General features: G+C 60.7%; 12 protein-coding genes. 5 read left to right on the top strand and 7 right to left on the bottom strand.

Annotation, left to right across the window (positions count from 1 at the left end; translation table 11 throughout):
• Positions 1 to 110: 110 nt before the first annotated feature.
• Complete coding sequence (locus BMZ57_RS06465; protein ID WP_069673366.1) at positions 111 to 692, top strand: GspH/FimT family pseudopilin; 582 nt, start codon at positions 111 to 113, stop codon at positions 690 to 692.
• Here BMZ57_RS06465 and ispH read toward each other — a convergent pair.
• The 6 genes from ispH to murJ form a co-directional block, all read right to left on the bottom strand.
• Positions 646 to 1,593, bottom strand: a complete 948-nt coding sequence (gene ispH, locus BMZ57_RS06460) for a 4-hydroxy-3-methylbut-2-enyl diphosphate reductase (RefSeq protein ID WP_010213261.1) — start codon at positions 1,591 to 1,593, stop codon at positions 646 to 648. The two genes, BMZ57_RS06465 and ispH, sit on opposite strands and share 47 nt — an antisense overlap.
• Positions 1,594 to 1,761: 168 nt before the next feature.
• The gene (gene fkpB, locus BMZ57_RS06455) at positions 1,762 to 2,199 is read right to left on the bottom strand and encodes an FKBP-type peptidyl-prolyl cis-trans isomerase (RefSeq protein WP_010213263.1); all 438 of its coding nucleotides are present in this window, start codon (positions 2,197 to 2,199) and stop codon (positions 1,762 to 1,764) included.
• Between the two features lie 7 nt (positions 2,200 to 2,206).
• Positions 2,207 to 2,719 (bottom strand): signal peptidase II, encoded by a 513-nt coding sequence (lspA, locus tag BMZ57_RS06450; protein WP_010213265.1) that lies wholly within the window; start codon positions 2,717 to 2,719, stop codon positions 2,207 to 2,209.
• Positions 2,712 to 5,543, bottom strand: coding sequence for an isoleucine--tRNA ligase (gene ileS / locus BMZ57_RS06445; protein ID WP_010213267.1), 2,832 nt, complete (start codon positions 5,541 to 5,543; stop codon positions 2,712 to 2,714). The genes lspA and ileS overlap by 8 nt, the downstream gene beginning before the upstream one ends.
• 14 nt (positions 5,544 to 5,557) lie before the next feature.
• Entirely contained in the window at positions 5,558 to 6,496 is a 939-nt protein-coding gene (ribF, locus tag BMZ57_RS06440; protein ID WP_010213269.1) for a bifunctional riboflavin kinase/FAD synthetase, read from the bottom strand.
• A gap of 119 nt (positions 6,497 to 6,615) precedes the next feature.
• On the bottom strand, positions 6,616 to 8,154 hold the full coding sequence (gene murJ / locus BMZ57_RS06435; RefSeq protein WP_042571053.1) for a murein biosynthesis integral membrane protein MurJ: 1,539 nt from the start codon (positions 8,152 to 8,154) through the stop codon (positions 6,616 to 6,618).
• 253 nt (positions 8,155 to 8,407) lie between these two features.
• On the opposite strand from murJ, the gene rpsT reads away from it, so the two are divergent.
• Entirely contained in the window at positions 8,408 to 8,686 is a 279-nt protein-coding gene (rpsT, locus tag BMZ57_RS06425; RefSeq protein ID WP_003188401.1) for a 30S ribosomal protein S20, read from the top strand.
• Positions 8,687 to 8,941: 255 nt separating this feature from the next.
• On the opposite strand, the gene BMZ57_RS06420 is transcribed toward rpsT, so the two are convergent.
• The gene (locus tag BMZ57_RS06420) at positions 8,942 to 9,427 is read right to left on the bottom strand and encodes an FKBP-type peptidyl-prolyl cis-trans isomerase (RefSeq protein ID WP_027606858.1); all 486 of its coding nucleotides are present in this window, start codon (positions 9,425 to 9,427) and stop codon (positions 8,942 to 8,944) included.
• Here BMZ57_RS06420 and BMZ57_RS06415 point away from each other — a divergent pair.
• The 3 genes from BMZ57_RS06415 (at position 9,426) to yihG (ending at position 12,795) form a co-directional block, all read left to right on the top strand.
• Positions 9,426 to 9,716, top strand: coding sequence for a DUF3565 domain-containing protein (locus BMZ57_RS06415; protein ID WP_038452681.1), 291 nt, complete (start codon positions 9,426 to 9,428; stop codon positions 9,714 to 9,716). The two genes, BMZ57_RS06420 and BMZ57_RS06415, sit on opposite strands and share 2 nt — an antisense overlap.
• 79 nt (positions 9,717 to 9,795) lie before the next feature.
• Positions 9,796 to 11,895 carry a phosphate acetyltransferase gene (gene pta, locus BMZ57_RS06410; RefSeq protein WP_025856577.1) on the top strand — a complete coding sequence of 700 codons (2,100 nt, stop codon included), beginning with the start codon at positions 9,796 to 9,798 and terminating at the stop codon, positions 11,893 to 11,895.
• Positions 11,896 to 12,795 (top strand): 1-acylglycerol-3-phosphate O-acyltransferase, YihG family, encoded by a 900-nt coding sequence (gene yihG, locus BMZ57_RS06405; RefSeq protein ID WP_010213280.1) that lies wholly within the window; start codon positions 11,896 to 11,898, stop codon positions 12,793 to 12,795. It begins immediately after the preceding gene.
• The last annotated feature ends 100 nt before the right edge of the window (positions 12,796 to 12,895 follow it).

Here is a 12,895-nt window from a genome sequence, read left to right as displayed (position 1 = left end):
GCGCTGCTCCTGGAACAAAGGGAAATACTTTGGACATGAAGGCCATCATTCGGCGCAATGCACTGGGCGCTATACCTAGGACTGCACCTGAACCCAAGGAGGGACGACACATGCACCAACAAGGTTTCACCCTGATCGAACTACTGCTCGGGTTGATCGTGAGCGGCATCCTGGCCGGCCTGGCAACCCCCGGTTTCAAGGGGTTGCTGGACTCACAGCAGCGACACGGCGCGGCGCAATCCTTGACCGCAGGCCTGCGCTACGCACGCACCGAAGCCATCGCCCGTAACCAGGCGGTGGTCATTCATGCGCGTGAGAACAGCTGGAGCCAGGGCTGGCGGGTCATTGTGGATGCGAGCGGGCGCGGCCATTTGGATGACGACAACCCAGTGCTGCTGGAGCATCAGGACAATGGTGGAGTGACGGTCGTCGGCAATGGGCCGGTCAAAAACCAGGTGCGCTTCAGCGGATTGGGCGAACCGGTTTTTTCAGGCGGAGGTTTTCGCGCTGGCACCGTGCACGTATGCGCCACAGATCTGGCGCAGAGCCTGTATCAGGTGGTACTGGCACCCAGCGGGCGCATCAGCCTGCGCAGCGAGCGTGCCGAGCAGGCGTTGTGCCGGAGCGACTCCGGCACACAGGTACTCAGAGCAGCGAGCGAACCCGTAGCTCCTTGGGCATGGAGAAGGTGATGTTCTCTTCACGCCCAGCCAGTTCATCCGCACCGGTGGCACCCCAGGCATGCAACTGCTGGATAACGCCGCGCACCAGCACTTCCGGGGCGGAAGCGCCTGCCGTGATACCGATACGCTCGACGCCATCGAACCAGCTGCGCTGCATGTCTTCGGCGCCATCGATCAGGTACGCCGGGGTTGCCATGCGCTCGGCCAACTCACGCAGGCGGTTGGAGTTGGAGCTGTTAGGACTGCCAACAACCAGGACCACATCGCATTCATCGGCCAGTTGCTTGACCGCGTCCTGTCGGTTTTGGGTGGCGTAGCAGATGTCGTCCTTGCGTGGCCCACCGATGGCCGGGAAGCGCGCGCGCAGCGCGTCGATCACGCGGCTGGTGTCGTCCATGGACAAGGTGGTCTGGGTCACGAATGCCAGGCGCTCAGGGTTCTGTACCTGCAGGTTGGCGACGTCTTTTTCGTCTTCCACCAGGTAAATTGCCCCGCCATTGCTGGCGTCGTACTGACCCATGGTGCCTTCGACTTCCGGGTGACCGGCATGGCCGATCAGGATGCACTCTCGTCCGTCACGGCTGTAGCGCGCCACTTCGATGTGCACCTTGGTCACCAGCGGGCAGGTGGCATCGAAGACTTTCAGGCCGCGGCCTGCCGCTTCGGTACGTACTGCCTGGGAAACGCCGTGGGCACTGAAGATGACGATCACGTCATCCGGCACCTGGTCCAGTTCCTCGACAAAGATGGCGCCACGCGCGCGCAGGTCTTCGACCACGAATTTGTTGTGGACGACTTCATGGCGCACGTAAATCGGCGGCCCGAAAACTTCCAGGGCGCGGTTGACGATTTCGATCGCCCGGTCCACGCCGGCGCAGAAGCCACGGGGGTTGGCGAGTTTGATTTGCATGCTGTGCCTCGTGTCTTGCAGCGCAAGAAATTGGATCAACTCAACTCTGTAAGAGTAAGCCTCTGTAGGAGCCGGGCTTGCCCGCGATGCAAACGACTCGGTATATCAAGTACGCCGAGGTGACGCTATCACAGGCATGCCAGCTCCCACAGGAACCGGTTTAGTCAGTCAGAGCGCTTTAACGTCGATGATTTCAACGTCAAAGGTCAAGGTTTTACCGGCCAACGGGTGGTTGAAGTCGATGGTCACTTGCGCGTCATCGAAAGTCTTCACCACACCGGGCAGTTCGGTATTCGCCGCATCGTTGAAGATCACCAACAAGCCTTCCGACAGGTCCATGTCCTGGAACTGCGAACGCGGGATGATCTGCACATTTTGCGGGTTGGGCTGGCCAAAGGCGTTTTCCGGCAGGATCTGCAGGGTACGCTTGTCGCCAGCCTTGAAACCGAACAGGGCCGCTTCGAAGCCCGGCAGCAGGTTGCCATCACCGACCTTGAAGGTGGCCGGTGCTTTGTCGAATGTGCTGTCGACCGTGTCGCCATTCTCCAGGCGCAATGCGAAATGCAAAGTGACTTCCGTGTTCTGGCCGATGCGTTGCTCAGCCAATACCTGATCAGTCATTGACGGTCTCTCCGGTTTTCTTGCTTTTGAACATATCCAGCGCCAGCATGATCGCACCGACGGTGATGGCGCTGTCGGCAAAGTTGAACGCCGGGAAGTACCAGCGGTTCTGCCAATGCACCAGAATGAAGTCGATCACATGGCCCAGGGCAATGCGGTCGTACAGGTTGCCCAGCGCGCCGCCCAACACAAGGGCCAACGCAATAGCCAGCCAGGTGTCATCGCGGCCGAGACGCTTGAGCCACACCACCAACACCGCACTGACCACCACGGCGATCAGGGCGAACAGCCAGCGCTGCCAGCCGCCGCCATCCGCCAGGAAGCTGAAAGCGGCGCCGGTGTTGTAGGCCAGGGTCCAGCTGAAGTAATCCGGGATCACCACGATCTGCTGGAACATCTCCAGGGAGCCCTCGAAATGAGCCTTGCTGGCCTGGTCGATGACCAGGACCAGCACACTCAATACGAGCCAGCCCAGACGTCCAAAACGACTGGCTGCATTAGGCATAGTGGCGAACCTCACCAGCACCCGAGATGTTGTCGACGCAGCGACCACAGATTTCCGGATGCTCAGGGTTCACGCCGACGTCTTCACGGCAGTGCCAGCAACGGGCGCATTTAGGGAAGGCCGACTTGACCACTTTGAGCTTGAGGCCAGGTACTTCGGTGGCGACCGCATCCGCCGGGGCCTGGGCGAATGGCGCCAGGCTTGCGGTGGAAGTAATCAGCACGAAGCGCAGTTCGTTGCTCAGCTTGGCCAGGTCCGCGGTCAGGCCGTCCTCGGCAAACAAGGTGACTTCGGCTTGCAGGTTGCCACCGACGGCCTTGGCCGCACGCTGCACTTCCAGTTCCTTGTTCACCGCGACCTTCACGGCCATCACACCTTCCCAGTACTCGCGGCCCAGTTCGAAGTCGGCCGGCAGTTCGGTCAGGCCTTCGTACCAGGTGTTGAGCATCACGGACTCGTTACGCTCGCCCGGCAGGTATTCCCACAGTTCGTCGGCGGTGAAGGCCAGGATCGGCGCGATCCAGCGCACCAGCGCTTCGGAGATGTGGTACAGCGCGGTCTGCGCCGAACGGCGGGCCTTGCTGTTGGCGCCGGTGGTGTACTGGCGGTCCTTGATGATGTCGAGGTAGAAGCCACCCAGCTCCTGCACGCAGAAGTTGTGGATCTTCGAGTAGACGTTCCAGAAACGGTATTCGCCGTAGTGCTCCTGCAACTCGCGTTGCAGCAACAGGGTACGGTCCACCGCCCAACGGTCCAGAGCGAGCATGTCCTCGGCTGGCAGGAGGTCGGTGGCCGGGTTGAAACCGGTCAGGTTCGACAGCAGGAAGCGTGCGGTGTTACGGATGCGGCGGTAGGCATCGGCGCTGCGCTGCAGAATCTGGTCCGACACGGCGATTTCGCCCGAATAGTCGGTCGACGCGACCCAAAGACGCATGATGTCGGCGCCCAGAGTGTCGTTGATCTTTTTCGGCTCGATCACGTTCTTCAGCGACTTGGACATCTTGCGGCCCGTCTCGTCGACGGTGAAGCCGTGGGTCAGCAGTTCGCGGTACGGCGCGTGGTTGTCGATGGCGCAACCGGTCAGCAGCGACGAGTGGAACCAGCCACGGTGTTGGTCCGAGCCTTCCAGGTACAGGTCGGCACGCGGGCCGGTTTCGTGACCCATGGGGTGCGAGCCGCGCAGCACGTGCCAGTGGGTGGTACCCGAGTCGAACCAGACGTCGAGGGTGTCGCTGATCTTGTCGTACTGCGGCGCTTCATCGCCCAGCAGCTCGGCGGCGTCCAGCTTGAACCAGGCTTCGATGCCTTCCTGTTCGACACGCTGGGCCACGACTTCCATCAGTTCGACGGTGCGTGGGTGCAGCTCGCCGCTTTCCTTGTTCAGGAAGAACGGGATCGGCACGCCCCAGTTACGCTGGCGGGAGATGCACCAGTCCGGGCGGTTGGCGATCATCGAGTGCAGGCGTGCCTGGCCCCAGGCCGGGACGAACTGGGTGTCTTCGATGGCTTTGAGCGAGCGTACACGCAAGGTGTCGCCGGTGGTCGGCTCTTTGTCCATGCCGATGAACCACTGCGCGGTGGCGCGGTAGATCAGCGGGGTCTTGTGGCGCCAGCAGTGCATGTAACTATGCTGGATGGTGGCGGTTTGCATCAGCGCACCGACTTCACGCAGCTTGTCGATGATCGGCTGGTCGGCCTTGAAGATGAACTGGCCGCCGAAGAACTCCAGCGAAGGCACGTAGACGCCGTTGCTTTGCACCGGGTTGATGATGTCGTCGTTGACCAGGCCGTATTTTTTGCAGATGACAAAGTCGTCCACGCCATAGGCCGGCGAGCAGTGAACAATGCCAGTACCCGAACCCAGTTCGACGTAGTCAGCCAGGTACACCGGCGACAGACGGTCATAGAACGGGTGGCGGAAATTGATCAGTTCCAGCGCAGAGCCGGTGGTGGTCGCGATCACCGAACCTTGCAGTTCGTAGCGGGCAAGGCATGCCTCGACCATTTCCTCGGCCAGCACCAGCAGGCGATCACCGACGTCCACCAGGGCGTAGGTGAATTCCGGGTGCACGTTCAACGCCTGGTTGGCCGGGATGGTCCACGGGGTGGTGGTCCAGATCACGATGGCCGCGGGCTTGCCCAGGCTTGCCAGGCCAAAGGCCTCGGCCAGCTTGGTGTCGTCGGCGATCGGGAAAGCCACGTCGATGGTCGAGGACTTCTTGTCTTCGTACTCGACTTCCGCTTCGGCCAGGGCCGAACCGCAGTCGAAGCACCAGTTCACGGGCTTGAGGCCCTTGAACACGAAACCGCCCTTGACGATCTCGGCCAAGGCACGGATTTCACCGGCCTCGTTCTTGAAGTTCATGGTCTTGTACGGGTTGTCCCATTCGCCGAGCACGCCCAGGCGGATGAATTCGGACTTCTGCCCTTCGATCTGCTCGGTAGCATAGGCGCGGCACAGTTCGCGGGTTTTATCCGCGCCCAGGTTCTTGCCGTAGGTCACTTCGACTTTGTGTTCGATTGGCAGGCCGTGGCAGTCCCAGCCCGGGACATACGGCGCGTCGAAACCCGACAGGGTCTTCGAGCGCAGGATCATGTCCTTGAGAATCTTGTTCAGCGCATGACCGATGTGAATCGTGCCGTTGGCATAAGGAGGGCCGTCGTGCAGGACGAATTTCGGACGATCCTTGCCAATTTCGCGCAACTTTCCGTACAGGCCAATACTGTCCCAGCGCTGCAGGATCTGCGGTTCGCGCTGTGGCAGGCCGGCCTTCATTGGGAAGGCGGTGTCCGGAAGGTTTAGCGTGGCTTTATAGTCGGTCATTTAAGGCTCTTCGGTTAGCGATGGGCGCTAGGTGCGGCTAGTGCACGGGCGGCGGCGACATCCGCATTGATCGCCGTTTTCAACGCCTCAAGGGAGGCGAAACGCTGCTCTTCACGCAGCTTTTGGTGGAAAACCACCGTCAAACGCCGGTCATACAGATCACCGGCAAAATCCAGCAGGTGTACTTCCAGGTGGGCCTTGCCATCACCTGCAACCGTGGGCCTGACACCTATATTGGCGACTCCCGGCCACGATTGGCCGTCGATGTCGACGCTCACCAGGTAAACCCCGGTCAGCGGCACACGACGGCGCTTGAGTTGCACGTTGGCGGTTGGCGTGCCCAATTGGCGCGCCAGCTTCTGGCCGTGCAGGACCCGTCCGGCAATGCGGAACGGGCGACCGAGCAAACGCTCGGCCAAGGCGAAGTCGGCAGCGGCCAGGGCGTTACGCACCTGGGTACTGCTCACGCGCAGGCCGTCCAGTTCGACGGTTTGCGCGGCTTCGACGGTAAAACCCTGGTTGACGCCCGCATGCTGCAGAAAATCGAAATCCCCGACGCGGTCGCAACCAAAGCGGAAGTCGTCACCCACCTCCAAATGCTGCACGCCCAGGCCATCGACCAGGATACGGTCGACAAACTCGGCGGCGCTCAGGCTTTGCAAACGCTGGTTGAAAGCCAGGCAGAGGACACGGTCCACGCCCTCTTCCGCCAGCAATTGCAGCTTGTCCCGCAGGCGGGCCAGCCGGGCTGGCGCAGTCTCGGGGGTGAAGTATTCCCGCGGCTGTGGCTCGAAAATCACCACGCAGCTGGGCACGCCCAACTCGACCGCACGCTCGCGCAGCCGAGCCAGGATAGCCTGGTGGCCACGGTGAACACCGTCAAAGTTGCCAATAGTGGCGACGCAGCCCCGATGCTCGGGGCGCAGGTTGTGGAGACCTCGAACCAGCTGCATAACGCGCTTCTTGCTCATAAAGTGGTCGATTATAACCACACCCGGCCCCGGACGACAGGCAACAGCACAGGCCAAATGGATCGAATCGATAAAACAACGGTTTTATCGCGGCAAACTCTCTAACCCAGGGACTTGCGATTGAAATCCCGCAGGCGGAAGCCCTGCACCAGCAACATCCCGAAGTACACCACCACGCCCGCAACGACCAGCACGCCAAGGCGCAGGAAGCGCTCCAGCATATGGCCTTCGTCCCAGGCCGGCATGAAGTGCATCAAACCCAGCAGCACGGCCGACATCACCCCCACCGCCACCAGCAGCTTGAGGGCAAACAGGCCCCAGCCTGGCTGTGGCTGGAACATTTGCTGTTTACGCAGTTGGTAAAACAACAATCCGGCATTGATGCATGCGCCGGCACTGATGGCCAGGGCCAGGCCAGCGTGCGCCAGCGGCCCGATGAACACCAGGTTGAGCAATTGCGTGACGATCAGCGTGAAAATCGCGATCTTGACCGGCGTACGGATGTTTTGCTGGGCATAGAAGCCGGGGGCCAGCACTTTGATCACGATAATGCCGAGCAGGCCGACGGAGTAGGCGATCAGCGCATGCTGCGTCATCAAGGCGTCATGGGCATCGAACTGGCCGTATTGGAACAGCGCCACGGTCAACGGCTCGGCCAGGATCCCCAGCGCCAGGGCACACGGCAGCACCAGCACAAAGCACAGGCGCAGGCCCCAATCGAGGATACGCGAGTATTCCTGGCGATCCTTGCTGGCATAGGTGCGCGCCAGGGTCGGCAGCAGGATCGTGCCCAGCGCCACGCCCAGCACGCCGGACGGCAACTCCATCAGGCGGTCGGCGTAGTACATCCACGACACCGAGCCGGACACCAGCAACGAGGCGAACGCCGTGTTGATGATCAGCGAAATCTGACTGACCGACACGCCCAGGATCGCCGGCAACATATTGCGCATCACGCGCCACACGCCGGTGTCCTTGAGGTTCAGGCGCGGCAACACGAGCATGCCGATCTTTTTCAGGTGCGGCAGCTGATAGAGCAGTTGCGCCAGGCCGCCCGCCAATACGGCCCAACCGAGGGCCATTACCGGCGGATCGAAATACGGGGTAAGAAACAGCGCGAAGATGATCATGCTGACGTTCAGCAGGGTCGGCACGAAGGCCGGCACCGAGAAACGGTTCCAGGTATTGAGGATCGCTCCGGCCAGGGATGACAGGGAGATCAGCAATATATAAGGAAAGGTCACCCGCAGCAGATCCGTGGTCAGCGCGAACTTTTCCGGGGTATTGGCAAAGCCGGGGGCCGTGGCCCAGATCACCCAGGGCGCGGCGAGCATGCCGAGGAGGGTCACCAGCATCAGTACCAGGGTCAACAGGCCCGAGACATAGGCAATGAACGTGCGGGTGGCTTCCTCGCCCTGCTGGGTCTTGTATTCGGCCAGGATCGGCACGAATGCCTGGGAAAACGCGCCTTCGGCGAAGATCCGTCGGAGCAGATTAGGCAATTTGAACGCAATAAAGAAGGCGTCCGTGGCCATGCTCGCGCCAAAAATGCGCGCCAGCAACGTGTCACGCACAAACCCCAGAACACGGGAGATCATCGTGATAGAGCTGACAGCGGCCAGCGATTTGAGCAGATTCATTGAAAGAGTTTGCGCCTTTAGATAAAGAGCAGGCGAACAAAGCGCCCACTTATGCGATACTGCGCGCCTGCAACAGCACAGAGCCAAAGCTCGCGAGTTTACAGGTCAAGCGCCGGAAATAAATCACCCGCCTCTTCAGATCGACCACTCAGCAGTTCGCATCAGCCGCTCTTGACAACCCATCAAGTCATCGGCATGATTCGCGGCCTATTTTGTTTGCTATTTCCTAAAAAGTCTTTCGAGGAGCTCGACGGTGGCCAACACACCTTCCGCCAAAAAACGTGCAAAACAGGCTGAGAAGCGTCGCAGCCACAACGCCAGCCTGCGTTCCATGGTTCGTACCTACATCAAGAATGTAGTTAAAGCCATCGACACCAAAGACGCTGAAAAAGCTCAAGCAGCTTACGTTCTGGCTGTGCCAGTTATCGACCGCATGGCCGATAAAGGCATCATCCACAAGAACAAGGCCGCTCGTCATAAGAGCCGCCTGAATGGCCACATCAAGGCTCTGAGCGTTCCTGCTGCAGCCTAAGTGGTAACAACTGCAACGCAACCCAGGTTGCGAAACAGTTAAGAAATGCCCCGTACCGAAAGGTCCGGGGCATTTTTGTTTGTGTGGGAGCGGGCTTGCTCGCGAATGCGGAGTGTCAGTTACCAGATGTATTGACTGATCCACTGCATTCGCGAGCAAGCCCGCTCCCACATTTCGACCGCAGTGTATTTTCAAGACAAAAAAAACGCCCCGAACCAGTCGGGGCGTTTTTGCTACCTATTGATCAAACCACGATCAATGGTGATGACCACCTTCACCGTGAACATGACCGTGCGCCACTTCTTCCTGGGAAGCATCGCGGATGGCAACGATCTTCACTTGGAAGTTCAGGCGCTGGCCAGCCAGCGGGTGGTTGCCGTCGACGGTCACATCGTCGCCGTCCAGATCACGGATGGTCACGATCTGCATTTGGCCGTCCGGCGCGGAAGCGTGGAACTGCATGCCCACTTCCAGCTCGTCAACGCCTTCGAACATGCTGCGGCTCAGGGTGCTGACCAGTTCGGCCGAGTACTCGCCGTAGGCATCTTCAGGTTCTACGGCAACGGTCAGCTCATCACCGACGCTCTTGCCTTCCAGTGCCTTTTCCAGGCCTGGGATGATGTTACCTGCGCCTTGCAGGTAGACCAGCGGCGCGCCGCCGGCGGAGCTGTCGATGACCTCACCAGCGTCGTTGGTCAGGGTATAGTCGATGGAGACAGCCTTGTTAGCGGCGATCGTCATGGGGCGAGACCTTTTGCATAAGAATGAAGAACGGACAAGTCTAAACAAGGATTTGCCCGAAAGCGAACAGAACCCGGACAGACGGGGCCGATCAACGGCTTCCTTCATCATCGGGTTCCATCAGGACGACGACCAGCACTGGGTCGCCGAGCTGTCCTGCGGCCACACCCAGCACCTGCGCCACCAGCCACCCTGGCAGTCCCGCGCCTGGGTGCTCGACCCCGCGCAACGCCTTGAAAAAATAGGCCAGCCCTTTGCCTGCGGCTGGTGTGCGCAAGCGCACGAATAACGATAACCTTGGCGCCTGATTCCCGGTAGACGTTCAATCATAGAACCTCACCGAAGCCATGCACCTTCAGAGAATTCGCATGCAGACTTTTTTTATCGCGCCCACCGATTTTGGTGTGGGTCTGACCTCCATCAGCCTCGGGCTGGTGCGTACCCTTGAGCGGGCCGGACTGAAAGTCGGCTTTTTCAAGCCGATTGCCCAACCGCACCCAGGCGATACGGGCCCCGAGCGTTCCACCGAACTGGTGGCGCGCACCCACGGCCTCAAGCCGCCACAGCCCCTGGGCCTGGCTCACGTGGAGCGCATGCTCGGCGACGGCCAGCTCGATGAACTGCTCGAAGAAATCATCACGCTGTACCAGCAAGCCGCCGTGGGCAAGGACGTGCTGATCGTCGAAGGCATGGTGCCGACCCGCAGCGCCAGCTATGCGGCGCGGGTCAACCTGCACCTGGCCAAGAGCCTGGATGCGGAAGTGATCCTGGTCTCAGCACCGGAAAATGAAGTGCTCACCGAGCTCTCCGGCCGCGTGGAATTGCAGGCCCAACTGTTCGGCGGCCCGAAAGACCCGAAAGTACTCGGCGTGATCCTCAACAAGGTGCGCACCGACGAAAGCATGGAAGCCTTCTCGGCGCGCCTCAAGGAACACTCACCCCTGTTACGCAGCGGCGATTTCCGCCTGCTCGGCTGCATTCCCTATCAGCCGGAACTCAACGCGCCACGCACCCGCGACGTGGCCGACCTGATGGGCGCGCAGATCCTCAACGCTGGCGACTACGAAACCCGGCGCATGACCAAGATCATCATCTGCGCCCGCACCATGCGTAACACCGTGGAGCTGCTCAAGCCCGGCGTGCTGGTGGTGACGCCCGGCGACCGCGACGACATCATTCTCGCCGTCAGCCTCGCGGCGATCAACGGCGTGCCGCTGGCCGGCCTGTTGCTCACCAGTGACACCTTGCCCGACCCGCGCATCATGGAGTTGTGCCGAGGTGCCTTCCAGGCCGGGCTGCCGGTGCTGTCAGTGAGCACCGGCTCCTACGACACCGCCAACCAGCTCAATAGCCTGAACAAAGAAATCCCCATCGATGACCGCGAGCGTGCGGAGATCATCACCGATTTCGTCGCCAGCCACCTGGATGCGCGCTGGTTGCACCAACGCTGCGGCACACCCCGGGAAATGCGCCTGTCACCGGCGGTGTTCCGCTACCAGTTGATCCAGCGCGCCCAGGCCGCCAACAAGCGCATCGTGCTGCCCGAAGGCAGCGAGCCGCTGACCGTGCAAGCGGCCGCCATCTGCCAAGCGCGGGGGATTGCCCGTTGCGTGCTGCTGGCCAAGCCGGCAGACGTGGAAGCGGTCGCCCGCGCCCAGGGTATCGAACTGCCCGAAGGCCTGGAGATTCTCGATCCGGACCTGATCCGCCAACGCTACGTCGAACCGATGGTGGCCCTGCGCAAGAGCAAGAGCCTCAATGCGCCGATGGCCGAGCAGCAACTGGAAGACACGGTGGTGATCGCCACCATGATGCTTGCGCTGGACGAAGTGGACGGCCTGGTCTCCGGGGTTATTCACTCCACCGCCAACACCATCCGCCCTGCCTTGCAGTTGATCAAGACGGCACCGGGCTGCACCCTGGTGTCGTCGGTGTTCTTCATGCTGTTCCCCGAGCAGGTGCTGGTGTACGGCGACTGCGTGATGAATCCGCACCCCAGCGCGGCCGAATTGGCGGAAATTGCCCTGCAAAGCGCCGATTCAGCGGCTGCATTCGGCATCACCCCGCGTGTGGCGATGATCAGCTACTCCAGTGGTGACTCGGCCAGCGGTGAAGAAGTGGAAAAAGTCCGCGAAGCCACCCTGCTCGCCCACGAACAGCAAAGCTCGCTGTTGATCGACGGCCCGCTGCAATACGACGCTGCCGCCAACGAAAACGTAGCCCGACAACTGGCCCCCAACAGCCAGGTCGCCGGCAAGGCCACCGTATTTGTGTTCCCCGACCTCAACACCGGCAACACCACGCACAAGGCCGTGCAGCGCAGCGCTGATTGCGTGAGCCTGGGGCCCATGCTCCAGGGCCTGCGCAAGCCGGTCAACGACCTTCCACGCGGCGCCCAGGTGGATGACATTGTGTACACCATCGCGCTCACTGCGATCCAAGCCGCCAACCGACCTATGGATATTTAAATGCTGGCTTTCCTACCTGCCGCCGTGCGCGGGGTGATTGCGTCGCTGTTGTTGGCGCTCAACACGATCCTGTTGTGTTCGTTCCTGTTTATCGTCGCGTTGTTCAAGGCGCTGCCGTTTGCCAAGCGCTTCAGCGAATGGCTGATGAACCACACCCATGAAGCCTGGGTCACCAACAACAAGGGCTGGATGAACCTGGTACGCCGCACGCGCTGGCACCTGACCGGGCTCGAAGGGCTGGACTATCAGCACTCGTATCTGGTGACCAGCAACCACCAGAGCTGGGTCGACATCATGGTGTTGCAATACGTGCTGAACCGGCGGATCCGTCCGCTGAAGTTCTTCCTCAAGCAGGAGCTGATCTGGGTGCCGGTGATTGGCCTGGCATGGTGGGCGCTGGGCTTTCCGTTCATGAAGCGCTACACCAAGGCCTACCTGGAAAAGCACCCGGAGAAGAAAGGCAAGGACCTGGAAACCACCCGCAAGACCTGTGCGAAATTTCGCGACAACCCGGTGGGCATATTCAACTTTGCCGAAGGTACGCGGTTTACGCCGGGCAAGCATGCCCAGCAGAACTCGCCGTTTCGCTACCTGCTAAAGCCCAAAGCGGGTGGTATCGCGTTTGTGCTGGATGCGATGGGTGAGCAGTTGAAGTCGCTGGTCAACGTGACCATCCACTACCCTGCTGGCCGCCCAGGTTACTGGGATTTACTGTGCGGGAATGTGAAAGACGTGGTTGTGCAGTTTGAAGAGGTGCAGATTCCGGCCGAGTTCATTGGCAAGAATTATGAGCAGGATGGGGCGTATCGGTTGGCGTTTCAGGGCTGGATCAACCAGCTTTGGGAAGACAAGGACCTCCTGCTGGAAAAACTGCACAAAGATTTCCCAGGCAAACAGTAATCAACATGTGGGAGCGGGCTTGCTCGCGAAGGCGGTTTGTCAGTCGCCAGATGTATTGGCTGATCCACCGCATTCGCGAGCAAGCCCGCTCCCACATTTT

Origin of the sequence: Pseudomonas simiae (assembly GCF_900111895.1) — a bacterium.
Lineage (GTDB): Bacteria > Pseudomonadota > Gammaproteobacteria > Pseudomonadales > Pseudomonadaceae > Aquipseudomonas > Aquipseudomonas simiae.
This window is presented reverse-complemented; position numbering and strand designations above follow the sequence as displayed.

Excerpts from the sequence above, each read along its gene's own strand:
- BMZ57_RS06465 (WP_069673366.1), top strand. The coding sequence starts at position 111 with ATGCACCAACAAGGTTTCACCCTGATCGAACTACTGCTCGGGTTGATC.
- ispH (WP_010213261.1), bottom strand. The coding sequence starts at position 1,593 with ATGCAAATCAAACTCGCCAACCCCCGTGGCTTCTGCGCCGGCGTGGAC.
- lspA (WP_010213265.1), bottom strand. The coding sequence starts at position 2,719 with ATGCCTAATGCAGCCAGTCGTTTTGGACGTCTGGGCTGGCTCGTATTG.
- ileS (WP_010213267.1), bottom strand. The coding sequence starts at position 5,543 with ATGACCGACTATAAAGCCACGCTAAACCTTCCGGACACCGCCTTCCCA.
- ribF (WP_010213269.1), bottom strand. The coding sequence starts at position 6,496 with ATGCAGCTGGTTCGAGGTCTCCACAACCTGCGCCCCGAGCATCGGGGC.
- murJ (WP_042571053.1), bottom strand. The coding sequence starts at position 8,154 with ATGAATCTGCTCAAATCGCTGGCCGCTGTCAGCTCTATCACGATGATC.
- BMZ57_RS06415 (WP_038452681.1), top strand. The coding sequence starts at position 9,426 with ATGGGGCGAGACCTTTTGCATAAGAATGAAGAACGGACAAGTCTAAAC.
- BMZ57_RS06420 (WP_027606858.1), bottom strand. The coding sequence starts at position 9,427 with ATGACGATCGCCGCTAACAAGGCTGTCTCCATCGACTATACCCTGACC.
- pta (WP_025856577.1), top strand. The coding sequence starts at position 9,796 with ATGCAGACTTTTTTTATCGCGCCCACCGATTTTGGTGTGGGTCTGACC.
- yihG (WP_010213280.1), top strand. The coding sequence starts at position 11,896 with ATGCTGGCTTTCCTACCTGCCGCCGTGCGCGGGGTGATTGCGTCGCTG.